Origin of the sequence: Occallatibacter sp. (genome assembly GCF_049802275.1) — a bacterium.
Taxonomy (GTDB): domain Bacteria; phylum Acidobacteriota; class Terriglobia; order Terriglobales; family Acidobacteriaceae; genus Telmatobacter.
This window is the reverse complement of the sequence record NZ_JBARMD010000493.1, coordinates 1-18,689: the sequence shown is the minus strand read 5'-3', so window position 1 is coordinate 18,689 and position 18,689 is coordinate 1. Positions and strand designations below refer to the sequence as shown.

The 18,689-nt window shown below is 59.1% G+C and carries 15 protein-coding genes; 7 read left to right on the top strand and 8 right to left on the bottom strand.

Annotation, left to right across the window (positions count from 1 at the left end):
- The 6 genes from WA354_RS17215 to WA354_RS17190 form a co-directional block, all read left to right on the top strand.
- Positions 1-2,043, top strand: a 2,043-nt coding sequence (locus WA354_RS17215) for an ABC transporter permease (RefSeq protein WP_472814255.1), incomplete at its 5' end; no start/stop codon positions are given.
- 8 nt (positions 2,044-2,051) lie between these two features.
- Positions 2,052-2,297 (top strand): hypothetical protein, encoded by a 246-nt coding sequence (locus WA354_RS17210; RefSeq protein ID WP_472814254.1) that lies wholly within the window; start codon positions 2,052-2,054, stop codon positions 2,295-2,297.
- An 8-nt stretch (positions 2,298-2,305) separates the two neighbouring features.
- The gene (locus WA354_RS17205; RefSeq protein WP_472814253.1) at positions 2,306-4,966 is read left to right on the top strand and encodes an ADOP family duplicated permease; all 2,661 of its coding nucleotides are present in this window, start codon (positions 2,306-2,308) and stop codon (positions 4,964-4,966) included.
- A gap of 11 nt (positions 4,967-4,977) precedes the next feature.
- A complete protein-coding gene (locus tag WA354_RS17200) occupies positions 4,978-7,662 on the top strand; it encodes an ADOP family duplicated permease (RefSeq protein ID WP_472814252.1) in 2,685 nt (894 codons plus the stop codon).
- Between the two features lie 9 nt (positions 7,663-7,671).
- Entirely contained in the window at positions 7,672-10,305 is a 2,634-nt protein-coding gene (locus tag WA354_RS17195) for an ADOP family duplicated permease (RefSeq protein ID WP_472814251.1), read from the top strand.
- Between the two features lie 53 nt (positions 10,306-10,358).
- Positions 10,359-11,102: a methyltransferase family protein gene (locus WA354_RS17190; protein ID WP_472814250.1), complete on the top strand. Its 744-nt coding sequence runs from the start codon at positions 10,359-10,361 to the stop codon at positions 11,100-11,102.
- Here WA354_RS17190 and WA354_RS17185 read toward each other — a convergent pair.
- From WA354_RS17185 to WA354_RS17155, 7 genes are all read right to left on the bottom strand, one after another.
- Complete coding sequence (locus WA354_RS17185) at positions 11,080-11,511, bottom strand: DUF4260 domain-containing protein (RefSeq protein WP_472814249.1); 432 nt, start codon at positions 11,509-11,511, stop codon at positions 11,080-11,082. The genes WA354_RS17190 and WA354_RS17185 overlap by 23 nt on opposite strands.
- A 135-nt stretch (positions 11,512-11,646) precedes the next feature.
- Positions 11,647-11,943, bottom strand: a complete 297-nt coding sequence (locus tag WA354_RS17180; RefSeq protein WP_472801348.1) for an HU family DNA-binding protein — start codon at positions 11,941-11,943, stop codon at positions 11,647-11,649.
- A 367-nt stretch (positions 11,944-12,310) separates the two neighbouring features.
- Entirely contained in the window at positions 12,311-13,054 is a 744-nt protein-coding gene (locus tag WA354_RS17175) for a DUF2461 domain-containing protein (protein ID WP_472814248.1), read from the bottom strand.
- Between the two features lie 126 nt (positions 13,055-13,180).
- Positions 13,181-14,110 carry a hypothetical protein gene (locus tag WA354_RS17170; RefSeq protein WP_472814256.1) on the bottom strand — a complete coding sequence of 310 codons (930 nt, stop codon included), beginning with the start codon at positions 14,108-14,110 and terminating at the stop codon, positions 13,181-13,183.
- A gap of 187 nt (positions 14,111-14,297) precedes the next feature.
- Complete coding sequence (ruvA, locus tag WA354_RS17165) at positions 14,298-14,888, bottom strand: Holliday junction branch migration protein RuvA (protein ID WP_472814247.1); 591 nt, start codon at positions 14,886-14,888, stop codon at positions 14,298-14,300.
- Between the two features lie 183 nt (positions 14,889-15,071).
- Positions 15,072-16,301, bottom strand: coding sequence for a glycine C-acetyltransferase (locus tag WA354_RS17160; protein WP_472814246.1), 1,230 nt, complete (start codon positions 16,299-16,301; stop codon positions 15,072-15,074).
- An 82-nt stretch (positions 16,302-16,383) separates the two neighbouring features.
- Positions 16,384-16,920 (bottom strand): TlpA family protein disulfide reductase, encoded by a 537-nt coding sequence (locus WA354_RS17155; protein WP_472814245.1) that lies wholly within the window; start codon positions 16,918-16,920, stop codon positions 16,384-16,386.
- A gap of 178 nt (positions 16,921-17,098) precedes the next feature.
- On the opposite strand from WA354_RS17155, the gene WA354_RS17150 reads away from it, so the two are divergent.
- On the top strand, positions 17,099-18,193 hold the full coding sequence (locus WA354_RS17150; RefSeq protein WP_472814244.1) for a hypothetical protein: 1,095 nt from the start codon (positions 17,099-17,101) through the stop codon (positions 18,191-18,193).
- A 66-nt stretch (positions 18,194-18,259) separates the two neighbouring features.
- Here the strand turns inward: WA354_RS17150 and WA354_RS17145 are convergent.
- The coding region (locus tag WA354_RS17145; protein WP_472814243.1) for an aminotransferase class IV at positions 18,260-18,689 on the bottom strand (430 nt) is incomplete at its 5' end.

The window sequence follows — 18,689 nt, the reverse complement described above, 5'->3', positions numbered from 1 at the left end:
CCAGAACTCGGCCGCACCATCAACGCTGAAGACAATCAGCCTTCACATTCAAAAGTCGCCGTGATCGGCCATAGCCTCTGGATATCGATGTTCGCGGGCCGCGCCGACGTCCTTAAACAGACCCTTCAGCTTGACGGTGCAAGCTATCAAATCGTCGGCGTGATGCCGCCCGAGTTCGAATACCCGTTCAAGACGGATCTCCCTTATGGCGATTCGCACATTCAATCCACGAAAATCTGGGTCCCGCTTGCTCTAACTCCGAAGCAGAAGGCGGATCGTGGTATCGCAAACAACGTAGCTCTCGCGCGTTTGCGTCCCGGCGTTTCTATCCCGCAGGCGCAGGCCGAGATGAGTTCCGCGATGGCTCGATTTGATCGCCTTGATCCCACCGAGTATGGCGATTGGGGCGCGCTGGTTGAAAGCTTCACCGGCATCTCCATCGGCCCAGTACGGCCCCTGATGGAAATGCTGATTAGCACGGTCGTGCTCGTTCTTTTGATCGCGTGTGGGAATGCGACAAACCTGTTGCTCGCACGTGCCACTGGTCGCGCCCGGGAACTGGGCGTGCGCGCAGCGCTTGGCGCAGGTCGTGGCCGCATGATCCGCCAGCTCCTCACCGAGTCTTTGCTCATTGCCTTCGCAGGCGGAGCTGTTGGCCTCGTCCTGACCTTCCTTTTCCTGCGTCTTTTGCCGCATCTCGATCCAGGCAACATTCCGCGCCTCAACGAATCCACCCTCGATGTGCGCGTCCTGCTCGTCGCTTTGGCGGTATCCATACTCACCAGCGTATTCAGCTCGGTGTTCCCGACAATCGCAGTCTCGCGCATGCACCTCGCCGATTTTCTAAGAACCCACGAAGTTACTGGAAGAGTCGCCGCGCATAGCCGTGTGCAAAGCATCCTCATCGTCGCCCAAACAGCCATGGTGGTTGTGTTGCTGGCAGGCGCGGGACTGCTCATCCGCAGCTATATCAACGTTGTGACTGTTGACACCGGGTTCTCGCAATCCACGTTGAGTATGAACGTCTCGCTCGGCGACCGCTATCGCCAGCCACAACCCGGTCGCGCCGCATACTTCAAAACGATCATCGACAAAGTGCGTGCACTTCCCGGTGTGAATGCAGTGGGAGCCGTCAGCAATCTGCCTCTAAGCCAGACCGAGAGCCTTGGAACAATTTGGATCGATGGATTCGCCAATCAGGATTACCAGACAACCGAAGCCAGGACGGTTACACCGCAGTATTTTGCCGCCATGAATACTCCGCTCATCGCCGGCCGCGACTTCACCGACGACGATGCTTCCGGCGCGTGGCCGCGGCCTGCAATTGTGAACGAAAGATTCGCGAGAACCTATTTCGCAAATCGGAATCCCATCGGAGGCCGAGTCGCCGGAGACAATAAGCACCCGGACTGGCATACCATCGTGGGCGTTGTTGCCGACATTCGACACACCAGTCTTGAAGAGGACCCGCAGCCGCAGATGTACACTCCGAGCTACGATTTTGGCGGCGCGTTCATCGCTGTTCGTTCGGCGATTCCGCCGGCGACCGTCGCCAACGAAATTCGCGCCACATTGAAGTCCATCGACCCGAATCTCTCCATCACCGACATTCACACCATGGGCGACCTGGTCTCCATCGCCAGTGCCCGCCGCAGATTTCAGGTCTCGCTTCTCACCGCCTTCGCAGCCATTGCCTTGCTGCTCTCGCTAGTGGGCCTTTATGGCCTTATGGCTTACTCGGTCAATCGCCGCACCCGCGAAGTAGGCATCCGCATGGCTCTCGGTGCGCAACGCGTCGATGTCCTGCTGCTCATTCTGAGGAATGCCGCCGTTCTTGTCGGCGCAGGTATCCTTGTTGGCCTCGCGTGTACATGGGCTGCAACACGGACCCTCAAGTCATTTTTATTCGGAGTCAGCGAGCATGACCCCGTCACCGTTGTCCTGGTTTGTGCATTGTTAATCGTCTGCGGCCTGATTGCCGCGCTTGTTCCAGCTCGCCGCGCGGCGTCCATCGATCCCATGCAGGCATTGCGAACTGAATAGGAGAGCCAATGCGAAAACTTCGTGCGCTTTGGATACGACTTGTCGGTTTGCTCCACCCCGGTCATGCTGACCGCGACTTCTCCGATGAGCTCGAGTCGCACATCGCCATGCAGGTTGAAGACGGCCTCCGTTCCGGATTGAGCCTCGAAGTTGGTGCAATCGTCCTGCTGCTTTCAGTGTCGGGAATCGCATGCCTGATCCCCGCGCACCGCGCCGCGTCGATCGATCCCATGGAAGCACTGCGTAACGAATAGGAGATCCGATGCGAAAGCTTCGTGTACTTTGGATGCGTCTCACTGGTCTGCTGCACGCCGGCAGCGGCGATCAGGACTTCTCCGTGGAACTCGAATCGCACATCGACATGCACGTTGACGACGGAATTCGTTCCGGCCTGACCCGCGATGAAGCGCGCCGACGTGCCATCATCCAACTCGGCGGTAAAGAACAAGTGATGCAAACACAACGCGAGCGCCACGGCCTGCCCTGGATTGAATCCTCTCTGCGCGATGCGCGCTATGCCCTTCGCACGCTCGCCAAGCACCCAGCGGCTACGGCGATCGCCGTGCTCTCCATCGGTCTCGGCATCGGCGCCAATGCCACCATCTTCTCCATGGTGAGCCGGTTCGTCCTGCGGCCAGCACCGGTCGGGGATCCTGCGATGCTGTTGTCGCTCCACATCGCGCCGCGCGGTGAGCAGTGCTGCAACCCATTTCCCATGCCGCTCTATAACGATCTTCGCGATCAGTCGAAATCGTTCTCGGGCGTGGCTGCCTACTACGAGTTGATTCCTGCATCTCTCAGTGGCGGCAGCGAACCAGAACGCGTCTGGGGGCAAGGCGTATCCGCGAATTTCTTCGATGTGCTTGAACTCCCGATGGTGCTCGGACGCGGCTTCGCGAGCAGCGAGGATCGCCTGCCTGACGTCGTGATCAGCGCGCGGTTGTGGCAACGGCGCTTTGCAGGCGATCGTCAGATCATCGGCAAAACCATCACGATCTCAGGGCGTTCATTCACTGTTGTTGGCGTGTCGCCGGCATCGTTTCATAGTGTCGACCAGATCCTCGACGCGCAATTCTGGGTGCCACTCGGCATCGCATCACAGCTTGTGCCCAGCCTGCCGCCAGCGGACTCGCGCGAGTTCCATTGGCTGGCCGTGGTTGCACGGCTTAAGCCTGGCGTTACTCGTGCCGAGGCCGGAGCCGAGCTGAATACGCTTGGAAAACGCTTCGCCCTTGCTTATCCCAAGACCGACAAAGACAACTCATTTGTCTTCGAACAAGCGGGTTCACTTCCGCCACGCGAAAGGACTGCTGTTCTCACATTTCTCGCAGCGCTCTCGATCGTTGTTATTCTCCTGCTCGCGATCGCCGGCGCAAACGTTGCCAACCTGCTCTTCGCGCAAGCTGCAGCTCGCCAACGCGAAATGGCAGTGCGTCTCGCGCTGGGAGCCACACGCGCCCGACTGCGCCGGCAGATGCTCATCGAGAGCACGCTGCTAGGACTGGCGGGGGGATTACTTGGCGCATTCTTCTCCTTCATTTCTACGCAATCGCTGTCGGCTATCCGACTTCCCGCGCCGGTGCCACTCGACGTGCACGTAGCGATCGACTGGCGCACCCTGCTTTATGCCTTCGCGATCAGCGCATTCTGTGGCGTTCTTCTTGGCCTCGCGCCTGCCTGGACCGCTGCCCGACCCGCTCTTTCCAATGCGCTCAAAGGTGAAGAGGCTCTCACGCGTCCGGGCAGGAGATTTAGCCTGCGCAACATTCTTGTTGTTGCTCAGGTTGCCATGTCCCTTGTGCTTCTGCTGGTCACAGGCCTGTTTCTCCGCAGCCTGCAGAGTGCAGCGAGCATCGATATTGGCTTCCGCCCCAAAGGTCTGCTTTTGTTATCCATCGATCCGCGCCTCAACGGCTACACACCGCAGCAGATCAGCCAGTTTCTCTCCGAACTCAGGCGTCGTGTTTCAGCATTGCCAGGCGTCGACGCGGCAGTGACAACCGATGTTGCGCTTCTCTCAGGTGGCAATCGCAGTGACGGATTTACCGTTGCGGGCCATTCCGGCAAAGATGCGACATTCACCAACGCCGACCTCTACATGACCACGCCCGGTTATTTCGATGCGCTGGGTACGCCGCGCCTTTCCGGCCGCGACTTCGGCAATGAAGTTGCCGATGGCCCGAGAGTTGCCGTCGTCAATAAGGCATTTGCTGACCGGCTCTTCCCGGGCACAAATCCCATCGGCCAACATGTGAACGGGGGCCGCTGGAACTACGAGATCATCGGCGTCGTCGGTAATGCCAAGTCGCGTACGCTTGGCGAGAACACGCGGCCTATCCTCTACCGGTCACTCGATCAGAGCATTACCGATGACCCATCGCTGATGGGTTATACGCTTCTCGTTCATACCTCCGGTAACCCGGCGGCACTCGCGGATCCAGTACGTCGCCAGGTTTATGCGCTCGATCCCAACCTCGCCATTTACAACGAGGAGACTATGGAGGAGCACGTGCGCACCGCGTTTTTCCTGCCTCGCCTGGCCGCAACGCTCTTCGGGGTCTTCGGCATCATCGGCCTCGTGCTTGCGGCCATTGGCCTCTACGGCGTGATGAGCTATGCGGTCAGCCGGCGCACGCGCGAGATCGGCATCCGCATGGCGCTGGGCGCTCGTGCGAGTACGGTCGCTCGACTCGTTGTCCGCCAGGGAATGGTGCTTGCCGGCATTGCCATGCTTCTTGGCTGGCCGGCTGCGTGGATGCTTTCGAAGCTGGCATCGGGTTTTCTCTATGGCATTCAGCCGCATGACACGCTCACCTTTGTCATCGTCCCAGTCTTTCTCACAATCATCGCGCTGTTCGCATGCTGGCTGCCCGCGCGCCGTGCTGCTTCCATCGACCCCATGCAGGCCCTGCGTGCGGAATAGGAGAATTTGTCATGAATCAATTGCGAGCACTTTGGTTGCGCCTGCGGGGCGTATTCATCCGTAAGAAGGCGATCGAGTTTGATGCCGAGTTGGAAAGCCATATCGCCATGGATGCTGACGATGCGATGCGCGCTGGCCTGAATAAAGAGGAAGCGCATCGGCAAGCTGTACTTCGGCTGGGTGGCGCTGAGCAGACACGCCAGGCCTATCGAGACCGCTCCACACTTCCGCCGGTCGAGAGCTTTCTGCAGGACTTTCGTTTTGCTGTGCGCCAGATGCGCCGGGCGCCGGGCTTCACCATCACTGCCGTGCTCACGCTGGCTCTTGGCATCGGCGCAAACACAGTCATCTACACGTTGGTGGATTCGATCCTGCTGCGACCGCTGCCTTATGCACAGCAGAACCGTCTGATGCGCGTAACAGGAACCACATTCGTCGTTTCGCCCAAAGGCTGGATTCGCGCGCTCGGCGAGCAATCCCATGCATTCTCCTCCATCGCCGGATTCGGAGACGACATCGAGTCTAATGTCACCGGCTCTGACATACCCGAACGGGTCTTCGGCGCATCGGTCACAGCCAATGCCCTTGGCACTCTCGGTGTCCATCCTGCATTCGGAAATTTCTTCTCGAAAGATGATGAGGTCCTCGGCCAGGATCACGACGTCGTTCTCAGTTACGGCTACTTCCAGCGTCGCTTCGCAGGCTCGCCCTCCGCACTTGGCCGCACGATCCGCATTGACGGCGTCTCGCGCCGCATCATCGGCGTGCTCCCCGCAGGCGTGCGCTTCCCCTACGCCGACACCGATTTCCTCATCCCAGTCTCCTACAATCGGGCCGATCCATACGACCCCTGGAATTTCTTCGCTCTTCATATCCTTGGCCGTCTCAATTCCGGCGTCTCGCCCGGCCAGGCGCAAGCTGAGTTGCGCCGCCTCCGCAACATCCTCGTGCATCAGTTTCCGTGGCAGATGCCCGATGCCTGGGCCTCCGACATGACGGTCGTTCCGCTTCTCGAATCCGAAACCGGAGCCATGCGTCCCCGTTTGCTGCTTCTCTTTGGCGCTGTCGGACTCATTCTCCTCATCGCCTGCGCAAACATCGCCAACATGATGCTCGCCCGCGCCCGATCCCGCGAGCATGAGATCGCCATTCGCGGCGCGCTCGGCGCATCCAGCCGCCGCCTCATTCAGCAGTTCCTTTCAGAAAGCGTCGTACTCGGCCTTAGTGCCGGCGTCGTCGGCCTCGCTGCCGCGTTCTTCAGTCTCCGTATCTTCGTGCGTCTGCTCCCGGCCGGCACGCCACGCATCGACAGCATCTCGCTCCAGCCCTCGGACATCTTCTTTACGCTCGCAGCATCCGTCGTTGCCGGCCTCCTCTTCGGCATCATCCCCTCCATCCGTATGGCCTCGCTCAACCTGCTTGAAGCCATGCGTCTCGGCAGCCGAGGTCTCATGGGCAAGGGTTCGAGCTTCGGCGCGTCCACCGCACTTGTCGTGACGCAGATCGCGCTTTCCGTCGTGGTCATTACCTCTGCCGGCCTTGTCCTCCACAGCCTTTTCAAGCTTTCCGAGGTTGATCCCGGTTTCCGCACAGATCGCATCGTCTCGGCAGAAATCTCGCTCGACTCCAACGACTACAAAACACGGTTTGCGCCCCAGCACCGAGATGGGGGAAGATGGAGCGCCTTCTACACGACGCTTGCTGACCGCATGAACAGCATCCCCGGCGTCGAAAAGGCTGCGCTCACTGATGCACTGCCGCTCACTGGGCAAGGTAGCAACTACACCTTCGACGCGGAAAATCATCCGCGCAGCGCGCAATCAAACGCGATGTTTGCTACGCGCCGTACCGTAACTCCCGAATACTTCGACGTGCTCGACCTAAAGCTCGTGCGCGGACGTCTGCTCAACGCGCAGGACTCGTCAGGGACCACGCGCGCCGCTGTCATCAACGAGCGCATGGCCCAGTACCTCTGGCCAAACGAGAATCCCATTGGCAAGCACATGCTCAACGTCGTTGACGAGGACATTCCTGCCGTCTGGTATCCCGAGAAGGCTGTCGAGGTCGTCGGCGTCGTCCGCAACACACGCGACGGAAGCCTCGGTGACGACTACGGCAACCAGCTCTACCTGCCAATCACGCCAGGCAACGCTCAGCCGGTGCTCTTCGCCCTGCTGCGTGGCCCTGCCACGCCCGCTGAAGCCGCCGCGGGTCTGCGCAGCGTCGTCGCCGGCATTGATTCATTCGTTCCCGTCACGCGCATCCGCACACTCAATGAAGTCGTCGCAAACTCTGTTGCTGCGCCGCGCGCTCTGGCAATGCTTCTCCTCGGTTTCGGCGGGCTGGCAATCATTATTGGCGCAGTGGGAGTGTACAGTCTTATCTCGTACATCGTCAGTTGGCGTACGCGCGAAATCGGCCTGCGCCTGGCATTAGGCGCGCAGCGATGGCAGATTGTCCTGGGAGTCGTTCGGCAAAGCTTGTTTATCGCCGGAGCCGGCTGCGTCATCGGACTCGTGGGTGCTGTTGCACTCAGCCGCATTCTGCACAGCTTTCTGTTTGAAGTCAGCGCGCTCGATCCCTTAACGTTCAGCCTTGTCCCCCTCTTGATGGCGATCGTAGCGCTCGTGGCCGCGTGGATTCCTGCTCGCCGGGCTGCCGCTGTCGATCCGATGGAGGCACTGAGAGCAGACTAGGAGGTTAGAATGCCGAAAATACGTGCGCTATGGATCAGGCTCCGTGCGCTCCTCTCCCTGAATCGAAGTGCCGAAGAGTTTGACGCGGAACTCGAGAGCTACGTCGAACAACACATCGACGACGCTGTTCGATCCGGCCTGAATAAATCCGAAGCTCGTCGGCAGGCGCTACTGCGTCTCGGAGGCGCCGAACAAGCTCGCCAGGCTTATCGTGACCGGGCCACGCTGCCCTGGCTTGAGAGCGTGCTGCGCGACGTTCGCTATGCTTTGCGGGGATTCCGGCGAAATCCGGTGTTTGCAGTCACGGCGATTCTGACGCTGGCGCTTGGCATCGGCACGACGGCGGCGGTCTTCAGTGTCGTCGATCGCATCCTGTTTCGGCCGCTGCCTTATGCGCACGATGATCGGCTGGTGTCAGTGGGGCTTACCGCTCCGATTATTCCGCAGGAATTCGTATTGGGTGGGTGGTACTACGAATGGCGCGATCATCAGAGACCCTTTACCGCACTTACCTCTGAAGCTGGAGTGAATGCGTGCGATCTGACGGAACACAACCCGGCACATCTGAGTTGCGCCAGCGTGGACGCCAATTTTTTGCCCACCCTTGGAATCTCTCCTATCCTCGGCCGCAATTTCAAGCCCGAAGAAGATCGGCCCAATGGTCCGAAGGTCGCATTGATTTCGTACAGCCTGTGGATCAGCCATTTCAATCGTGACCCTGGCGTTGTGAACCGGCTGATCGATATCGATGGCAGCCAGGTGCGGGTGATTGGCGTGTTGCCCAGTGACTTCGAGATGCCTGCACTGGAGCAAGCCGATTTGGTAGTGCCGCAGGCGGTCGATGAAAGCAAGGTGGAACCCGACCGGGTGATGTACGCTTTCGCGCGGCTCAAGCCCGGCATCACTGCGGCGCAGGCAGCGGAGCAACTGCAGCCCGAGTTCAACTACGCCCTCAGCCAGGCACCGGCTCGTTTTCGCAGTGAGGTGCACCTGCGCGTGCGCTCGGTACGGGAGCGGCAGATGCAGGATGCTCGCCAGGCGGCATGGGTCTTGTTTGGAGCCGTGTTGGCCGTGTTGCTGATTGCCTGCGCCAATGTGGCAAGCCTGCTGTTGACGCGTGCCACGGCACGCGAGCGGGAACTGGCCGTGCGTTCAGCGCTGGGAGCGAGCCGAAATCGCCTCATTCGCCAGGCGCTGGTCGAGTCAGTAATTCTCTCCGTTTCGGGCACCGTGGCGGGATGCGCGCTGGCCAGGGGACTGTTGTACGTGTTCGTCGCCATGGCGCCATTCGGCCTGCCGTTTCTCCACCGCGCACAGTTGGATGGGCGCATCTTAGGCTTCACTGTGGTGCTTGCGCTAGTGTGTGGGCTGTTGTTCGGAATCATCCCTGCTCTGCACCGGCCACGCTCTATGGCTCTGGCTGCGCGAGCACTGCCGTCGGGCACACGAGCCGTAATGCGGAAGATATTGGTCACTGGCCAAATTGCCGCCAGCGTGATTCTGCTCGCCGGTGCTGCGCTGCTCATGCGCAGCTTCACCAGCTTGCAGATGCAGCCCTTGGGCCTGCAGACGTCCGGAGTGGTGACGGCGAGAATTTCTCTTAACCGCTACACATTTACAACGCCGCAGGCGCGGATGCGGTTCTTCCTGGATGCGGAAGCGGCGCTGCGCAGGCTGCCGGGAGCGGCAGCGGTGGGACTGAGCGATACAGTGCCGCCGGGCGGCTACCATCGCGACCATATCTACAGCATCATGGAGGTAGCGGGACGTCCTCCGATGGCAGGCGGAACTGGCGGCATGGTCGCTTGGCGCTGGGTGACGCCTGACTACTTTAAGGCGCTCGATATACCGGTTGTGCGCGGACACAATTTCACAGAAGCGCAGCGCACATCAAGCGACCACTTCATGATCATCAGCAGCGCGTTAGCCTCGCGATTATTTCCAGGCCAGGATCCGTTGGGTCAGCGCGTGAAGCCGGTGCCGGGTGGACCGTGGTTCACGGTCCAGGGTGTGGCGGCAAACGTCAAAAACTCGGGGCTTAGCGAAGAGGATGAACCGGAGTATTACCAACTTTGGCGCTCTGAAGCCGAGGACTGGCAACAGCCGCACTCGGCGGCACTAGTAGTGAAGACGACAGTTGCACCAGCTGCGATGGCGTCGTGGATTCGCGCGCAAATCAGTGCCATCGACTCAACCGTTCCGGTCGACATCGAAACGCTAAGTGAACGCGTCAGCGGCCTTGCGGATAGGCCGCGGTTCGAAACAGCACTGCTCACCTTCTTCGCCTGCATCGGCCTCGTTATGGCCATCATTGGCCTTTATGGCGTTGTTACGTTCATGGCCGTGCAGCGCACGCAGGAGATCGGCATCCGCATGGCTCTCGGCGCCACGCGCACTGACGTTCTGCGCCTCGTATTGCGTGAGGGTTTCCGTTTGATCGTCATGGGCGGAGCGATTGGGCTTGTAGCGGCGCTCGCGCTATCGCGTGTGCTTCAGAGTGTACTTTTCGGAGTCAGTCCGCACGACCCGGTTAGCTTTGCAGCCGTGACGGTATTGCTTGCTCTCGTAGCACTTATGGCCATCCTGATTCCGGCACGGTCTGCCATGAAAATCGACCCTATGACTGCGCTGCGATGGGAATAGCGACCTCAGTTCCCGAAGCGTCGGATGATACACTCCGGCGCGAGGGACCTGGAATGGGAGCAAGTGCAATTGAGTTTCGGCTGCGGATGGTGATCAATGCCGCCATCATCATTCTCGGCTTCTGGGCGCCATGGATCGAAAGATGGCACATCGGCCGGCGCATGTCGTTGCTGGAGTGGCTGGCGCTGGAGCTAAGCCGCACTGGCGTCGCTTCGTTCTCCGTCGCAACTTCATTGCTATTGATAATCGCCGCGTTAATAGCTGCCAAAGCTGCGCTGTTTCGCGTGTGGGGGACGGCCTATCTCGGCGCAGACACCGTCAACAGCGCCAGCATGTTGGCCGGCAAAGTAATGGCCGACGGCCCTTACCGCTACGTGCGCAACCCGCTCTACATCGGCCTTTGGTGCATGGTCATCGCAATGACATTCCTCATGCCCGCTACCGGGGCGGCATTTTCCGCAATCCTCATCACGATCTTCGCCACTCGCCTCACGCTCGGCGAAGAAGCGTTCCTCAGCGTCAAACTCGGCGAGCCCTATATGGCTTATCTGAAGGCCGTGCCCCGCTTCATTCCGCGATTGCGCGGAGCACCTTCACCCGCCGGCACAAAGCCCCACTGGGTTCGCGCGTTGCTCGCTGAGCTGACTCCCATCGGCGTGCTTGTTGCGGTAGTGGCCGTCTCGCGGAACTACGATCTTGAAATTGCCGGCCGCATTATTCTCGTCTTTTTTGGGGCATCACTTATCACACGCGCCTTCCTGCCCGGCGTGCGGGTCAACTCCGAGCCGGGACTGTAGTGCTCCTCTTACCCAACAGACCCAGGTGCGTGAATCCAAATCCGTCTGAGTACTTCAGCCCGTATCCCAGCAGCCGATCCACGCCGATGTGATTGACCCAGATCAACGCAATCGGCAGCAATACATTGGCATGCAACAGCAGAGCACTTAGAGCCAAGGCTCCCGGCACAACGTAGGAGTGAACGGCGTTGTAGCACCGCGCCCCCCAGCACGAACCGGCAAGATAACCCAGCATCGACAGGTCCGGCGTCAACCACAGTGCCGCAAAGAGCCACCAGCTCGCGCCCGTCTTTGCATACAACACCGCCGTCACCGCGGCTACTGCAAGCCCTTCAAGCCGTAACAGCGAAAGCACCGACCCCCTAACCGCCGCGCTCGTTCGAGAGATTTCCGCCACCTGAGCCGCCATTCCTTTTCGATGTGCCAACTCACAAAGGTATGCGGAAATAATTCCGCGGTCGCGTCAGGCCGGAAGAGTCAGCACAATAAAGAAGGGGAAGAGCGCGAACTCTTCCCCAGCTTGTACAGCACCCCTCAGGAAAAACTACTTCTTCGGCGGCGCGATGGTGTCCTTGGCGGACTTGGCCACGCGGAACTTCACAACGGTCTTCGCCTTGATCTTGATGGCTTCGCCAGTTTGCGGATTGCGGCCCATGCGCGCCTTGCGCTCTGCCTTGACGAGGCGTCCGATGCCGGGGATTACGAATACGCCATTCTTCTTGGTTTCCTTGATGGCGGTCTCAGCCAGAAGATCAAGGAAAGCGGCCGCTTGTTTGTTGGTCAATTCGAGCTTCTCGGCCATGTGCCGGGTAAGTCCAGTCTTGGTCATTCCAGTTGCCATGTGATGTTCTCCTTCGGTTGTTGTTGCCTGGTGTCCCGCCGCTCGGCATCCTCAGCAAAATTAAGAGGCCTTAAAGCGACCGCATGGGGGAGTGCGACCTGTCGCGTTTTCTCATCCTGGTGCGAAAACGCTTTGAGGCAACGTGTTGCACAAATCCCCTGTATTCATGCGGGTCCTCGAGAACCCTGTCGTTCGTAACAATGCGGCTTTGGAGGCCCCAAAGTCAATGGAAAAACTTCGGTTTTCCACAATTTTCTTGGGTTTTTATGCCTTTTAGGTCTTAAATAGCCTGTTTTTACAGGTTTTTGAGTACTTTTGTGCCGATTGAGCTCGCAAAACGGGCTGATTCAGCATGCAAAGCAGCCTCTCAATGCAGCCCGAAAAGGACCTTTCTCTTCGGTGCTGCGGCCGCTGCGATCGGCGTATTCAACGCGTCTACCATTGGCGCCAGCAGCCTGAAGTGTTTCACCAGCACCTTCGCAAAATCCTTCCTCTGCGCCGCCCCCACTGGCAGCGTGGTGCTCAGCCCCCATTGCTTGCAGCGGATCAAATCCATCCCCGGGTGATCCGCAGGAAAGCCCTTGGGCGGCCGGGTCAATGCCTCACCTTCGAACTCACTGAAGGTTTTACGGACGGCCGGCTTCTTCAGTATTTTCCGGAACTCCGCGTGATTGTCGAGCAGCCAGTTTCTGATGGCTGCCAACTGATCCTTCTCGGGCATGTATGCGCCGGCAGCGATCACCACGCCCTTGGGACTGACCTGGAAGTAGTAACCCGCGCCCGAGGTCTTTTCGAGTCCCTGGTGCGACCACCACGCTGCGACGTGCGTCTTGTAGGGTCGCTTGTCGTGGCTAAATCGCGTGTCGCGATAAATGCGGAAGAGACTCTTCTCCGCCGGCCTGACATGTTCCGGCGCGAAATCGATCATCGCATCATTGATCTTGCGGACAATTGCCAGCATCGGCTCTTTAAGTTGCGCCTCAAATTGAACCTTGCGCGGCGCAAACCAGTCGCGGTCATTGTGCTTGGCCAGGTTGCGGAGGAATGTGATGGCCTCCGGTCGAAGATAGGGCACCGGTGCTGCAGCGGATGTCTTGGATGGACGTGGCATACGGATGTCAGTGTAGGCGACCGCGCGAAGCTCTGCATGTATGGCCCGCGCATTTCCTGAGGAAATCGAAAGATCCAGCGTCGCAGGACCATTACCCTCAGTGACAAGAACGTTGAGGCCATTCGATCAGGGTGCGGAAGAAGCGCCGGCAGCGGCTTGACGGGCAATCTTCTCACGGTGCTTGCGAATATAGTGTGCAGCGATGTCGGGATAAAACTCGCGGATTGAGGAGAAGATGACATCGCGCATAACGGAGTAGCCAAACTTGCTGGCCAACACGCCAAACGTGCTGGCGCTCGGCGGATAGTAATACCGCGAGACGACCTGTGTGAGGACCTTGCCGCCGAGACCGGCAATGTTTGGCGTCTGCCGTCCGCCGTAGGTACGCGCGACCGCCTGCCGGCTGATGACGTAGAGTTCGCGGACGACGATGCTATGTTCGTTCCCCAGCGCGTAGAAACGGGTGTCTTCGTGAAGAAGGCTGGGCAGCAGCCATGCCGAGAGATAGGTGTTGTCTGTCTTATCGAGAAACCCTCGCCAGGTATATGCATAAAAGCCGCCAATGCCCTTGCCAAGAGCAGGATGCATGTTCATGCCTTCGGCCGTGAGCGAAGTCAGGCCGAGGAAAATGAAACTGGAATAATCGGTGGCCTGGCGAGTTGCCACGATGAAGTTGTTCTTCCAGCCTGGCGGGGGTGGTTTAGCCCCGCCGGATACCGAGCGGAAGTTGGGCATGAAGCCGAGGATGCGCTGTGGCTGTCGACGGTCAAGGGGGATCGGATTGCCGTTGGCGTCGACCGGAACGTCGGGTGACGGCCCCTTGTGATTGTTGCTCTGGGTGGTGTCTCGCCCGGATTGACCGGCATGCGCGAATGCGAGAGGGAACGCGGCGTCGGGCATTCCGGCGAGATCAGGCGTGGAAGTAGATTCACTGAATTCGGGCGCGGATCTGCCATCTGCCGCAAGGGTGATGGAGGGCTGCGGCGCGTCTGGAATCTGCTCCTGCTGCGCATTCGCAACGGAGGAAATCCCCAGACCGACGAGAGCGACGAGCACACGCAAATACACCTTCCTTGCCGTACAGAATGCCTGACGCTCTGAAATCGGGCTCCGGAGGGCTCTAAAGAGTTAGATCGGGCTTGTCGTAACGAGGGTTACAGTCTTTATGGAATTACTGTGGCGTCCGAAGTCGCCCTAAATTGGTAAGAAACCCGATTCTGTCTATTTGTTGCTACATTCCACTTTATCTGATTACCTTTAACGCCGCGCGGAACAGCCCATCGAAGTCCCCAGCCAGCGCCTTCTCCTTCGCCACCGACTGCTCAATCGCCTTCTCGGCTGCAGGCCTTTGATAGCCGAGATTGGTCAGCGCCGAAAGCACGTCGTCGACAGCCGGGCCCGCAACTGAACTCGGCGTAGGCGCAACGGCGAAGTCCTCCAGCTTGTCTTTCAGTTCCACAACCAGCCGCTCAGCGAGTTTCTTGCCCACGCCGGGAATCCGCGTCAATTGCGCATGATCCTGTGCACGAATCGCCTGCACGGTGCGTTCGGGCGAGAGCCCACTCAGAATCTTGATGGCCAATTTCGGGCCGACTCCACTAACCGTAATCAGCCGTTCAAAGAGCCGCTTCTCTTCGCGATCAAGAAAGCCAAACAGCGCAATCTGGTCCTCGCTCACCTGCGTGTGGATATGCAGCGAGGCCTCGGCGCCCATGCTCGGCAGCGCCGTAAACGTCGGCACAGAGATGACAACGTCGTATCCCACGCCAGCGGCCTCAACAATGGCCTGGCCCGGTTCTTTGTGGATCAGCTTGCCCCGCAGATGCGCGATCATTGTTTGTTATTGTACGTGGGGTCGTGCTGTTCCACGGAGACCGAAAATACAAAAGCGGATCCTTCGCTCGCCTACCCCACAGCCGACTGACGTCGTCTGCGGGGCCCCAAAACCGCTACTCTCAGGATGACATTCAGGTTTATGTTTCGCTCAGGATTACAGCGAAGAGCAGTGAACGGGGACCTATAGAAGGTTCATGCGTTTGGCAACGCGTTCGAGTGTCTCAAGCGCGCGGTCGAGTTGTTCGCGCGTATGCTCGCTGGTCAGAATCAGCCGAATGCGTGCCTTCCCTTCCGGCACTGTCGGAAACGCAATCCCCGTTCCCATCACGCCTTCATCGAAGAGTGCCCGCGAAAAATCCATCGCCGCACGACCTTCGCCCACAATCACCGGCGTAATCGGCGTCTCGGTTGCGGGGGTATTCACGCCGCCAATGTTGAATCCCACGCGCTTCAACTCACCCTGGAAATACTTGGTGTTCTTCCACAGTCGATCGATGCGCTCAGGCTCAGTCTCCAGAATGTCGAAGGCCGCAATGCAACTCGCCGCCACCGACGGAGGATGTGACGTCGAAAACAGAAACGGCCGCGCCCGATGGTAGAGAGAGTCGATCAGGTCCTTCGATCCGCAGACATAGCCACCCAGTGCACCAATGGCCTTCGACAGGGTGCCGACCTGTACATCCACGCGCCCGTGCATGCCGAAATGATCAATGCTGCCGCGGCCGTCGCGTCCCAGCACCCCGGATGCGTGAGCATCATCCACCATCATGATGGCGCCATACTTCTCGGCCAGTGCCGCGAGCTTGTTTACCGGCCCGATGTCGCCGTCCATTGAGAACACGCCATCTGTAATGACAAGCTTGTGGCCCGGCTCGTTGGCAATTTCCTTCAACAGTTCTTCACAATGATCGACATCCTTGTGGCGAAAGACCTTGATCTTTGCCCGCGACAGGCGCGCGCCATCGATGATGCTGGCGTGGTTCAACTCGTCTGAGAGGATGAAGTCCTCTTTCCCGAGGATGGCGCTTACTGTGCCCGCATTTGCCGCGAACCCACTCTGGAAGACGACGCACGCCTCAACATTTTTGAAGCGAGCAATCTTCTCCTCAAGCTCCATGTGGATACGCATCGTTCCGGCAATTGTGCGCACCGCGCCCGAGCCAACGCCAAGCTCTTTTGTGGCCTTCAACGATGCTTCAATCAACTTGGGATGGTTCGCAAGGCCGAGGTAATTGTTGCTGGCAAGGTTGATCACCTCGCGTCCGTCGTAGTGGCACACAGGGGCCTGCTGGTCATCAAGGACCCGCAACTTGAAATGCGTTCCTTTCGCGCGTAGTTCGTCCAGCACTGCGGTCAAGTACGCAAGTTGCGGGCGCGTAGTCGTCTGCGCACGAGTAGCCGATTCCGTCATGGCAATTTACCTCAACCAGAAAGGATAGCGGAAAAGGATGGATCCGGAGGGAATCTTGACCCTGGTCTCAGAGCAGCGGTCGTCAATATCGTTTGGTGAGTGCCGTTGGAGGGTCGCCTTGTTTCCCACCCAGCAGCCAGTCGACAGGCTTGCGCACGTCGTCTTCTTTGGCTTCGCCCATAACGCGTGCGACGGGTTCGCCATTTTCATCGAGTACAAGAGTGCCGGGTACGATGTCTCCAAGACCAAAGCGCCCAAGTGTATCCGTGTCCGCATTTACCCAGCTATCGAAGGAGACATTCAGTCTAGCCAGCGTTCCAGGAATCTTCGCGCGATCCTTCGGCGCGTCGATGGAGATGAAGACGAAGCTGACTGGTTTGCCGGCATACGATGCGGCAATCTGCGAGAGGCGTGGCAACTCCTCCTGGCAAGGCCCGCACCATGTCGCCCAGAAGTTCACCACCACGACCTGTCCGCGAAGCGTGGAGAGCTTTCGCGTCTGCCCATCCAGCGTCTTGAATGAGGGATCCGGCACGCGCTTCGCTACCAGGAGATTAGACATCACCGCGAAAACAAGCAGAAGGCCTGCCAAGGCTGTTGCATTTCGATATCGGAGCATCGTCCTCTGACGATAGCGAGCGAACCGGGCAATCCGACTCCATCAAACGGTTGAGTTAACTCTCGACATCATGACTGAAGCCAACGCGATTGCATCGCTGCTACCGTCATCTGGATTCCACACACAGGTTTTTCCCGGTCCTGTGGTTCTTCCCCGAGGGACTTTTTGAGGTCAGTGAATGAGAAAGCTCCTGTTGCGGAGCGCGGGCGTTCCCGTCGCGCTGTTTGTCTCCCTCTTCTACTTGCAGCCTGTTGCACATGCGCAGGGCTGCGTGGCTGCCCACTCTCCCCAGCCCATCATCGCGGGTCTCGATCCTACCAATTCCGCAACGATATCCCGTTCAGCGGGAGGCAACTTCCTGCACGGACTTACGATTTCAGTGGGCTATCGCGTTTACAACTCCTACAAGCACTACATTGGAACGGTCTACCAGGTTCAGCGTCAGACCAATCACAACGCAGTTGTGAATCACGTCAACCTGTTTGAGATGGACTTGAATTATCAATTCACGCCGCGACTGAGCGCGATCGCCACGATTCCCGCGCTGGACGCGTCGCGCCACGGGCAGTCCAGTCCAAACAATGTCTATCACTCGGGCGGTCTTGGCGATATCACGGTCGGCATGCAGACCTGGGTATGGCGCCCACCGACAGAGAGTCACGGGAACATCGCTTTCTCTGCTCAGCTCAAGCTACCCACGGGCATCAACGATGCGAAGGGTACGACGGTTACCAAGAGCGGCGTCAGGCAGACCGAGCCGTTCGATGAGTCGATCCAGCCAGGCGACGGGACCTGGGGATTCGCTCTCGGCACACAGGCTTACCGCGAACTCTATTGGCGCACGTCGGGCTACTTCACCGGATTCTGGCTGTTCAGCCCGCAGGACACGACAGGCACGCTGACGTTTCGTCCAGCTCCCGGAGAGAATGTAGTCTCTGCCACTGACCAGTACCTGTGGCGCGGCGGCTTCTCGCGGCCAGTGACCGGCGTCAAGCCCCTGCGCGGACTCGCCCTCAGCATTGGTGGGCGCATGGAAGGCGTGCCTGTGCGGGATGCGTTCGGATCGAGCAACGGCTTCCGCAGGCCCGGTTACGTCATCTCCATCGAGCCGGGAATGATGTACGAGCATGGACGGTGGGGCATGTATGCGAGCGGTCCGTGGGCAATTGAACGGAATCGCAAGACCAGCGTCACAGACTTGGCGAACCACACGCACGGAGACGCAGCGTTTTCTGACTACAGCGTCATCGCAGGGGTTTCGCGGACCTTCTAATCCTGGCAATGAAGTTGGCATCCGGGCTGCACTCGCCATGGTGCAGCCCGCTGCATTTTGCGGCGATCATTCCGGCGCAAGATTCAGGGATACATCGACTCTGCGCAGTCCTCGGACGGCGTTGCAGATATAAACGGCGCCTGCACTCCTGACATCCTCAAGGGTGAGGATCTTCTCCTCCAGGTCGACTCGCGTTTCAAGCAGATGGCGACGGTACACACCGGGCAGCACACCACAGCTAACCGGCGGCGTATACCAGCGGCCGCCCTTTTCGATAAGCACATTGCTGATTGCGCCTTCCGTCAACTCGCCGCGAATGTTGAGGAAGAGAATATCGGCGAATCCGGCACTGGACGCAGCGGCAAGGGCGGAATTGTAGAGTTTGCGATTCGTAGTCTTATGGAAGAGAAATTGGTCATTTGGGTCAGTGCGTTCGGCGGCGATGCAGACGCGGGCGGTGCCACGGCTCGAAAGATCGACGATGGGCTCAGAAGCG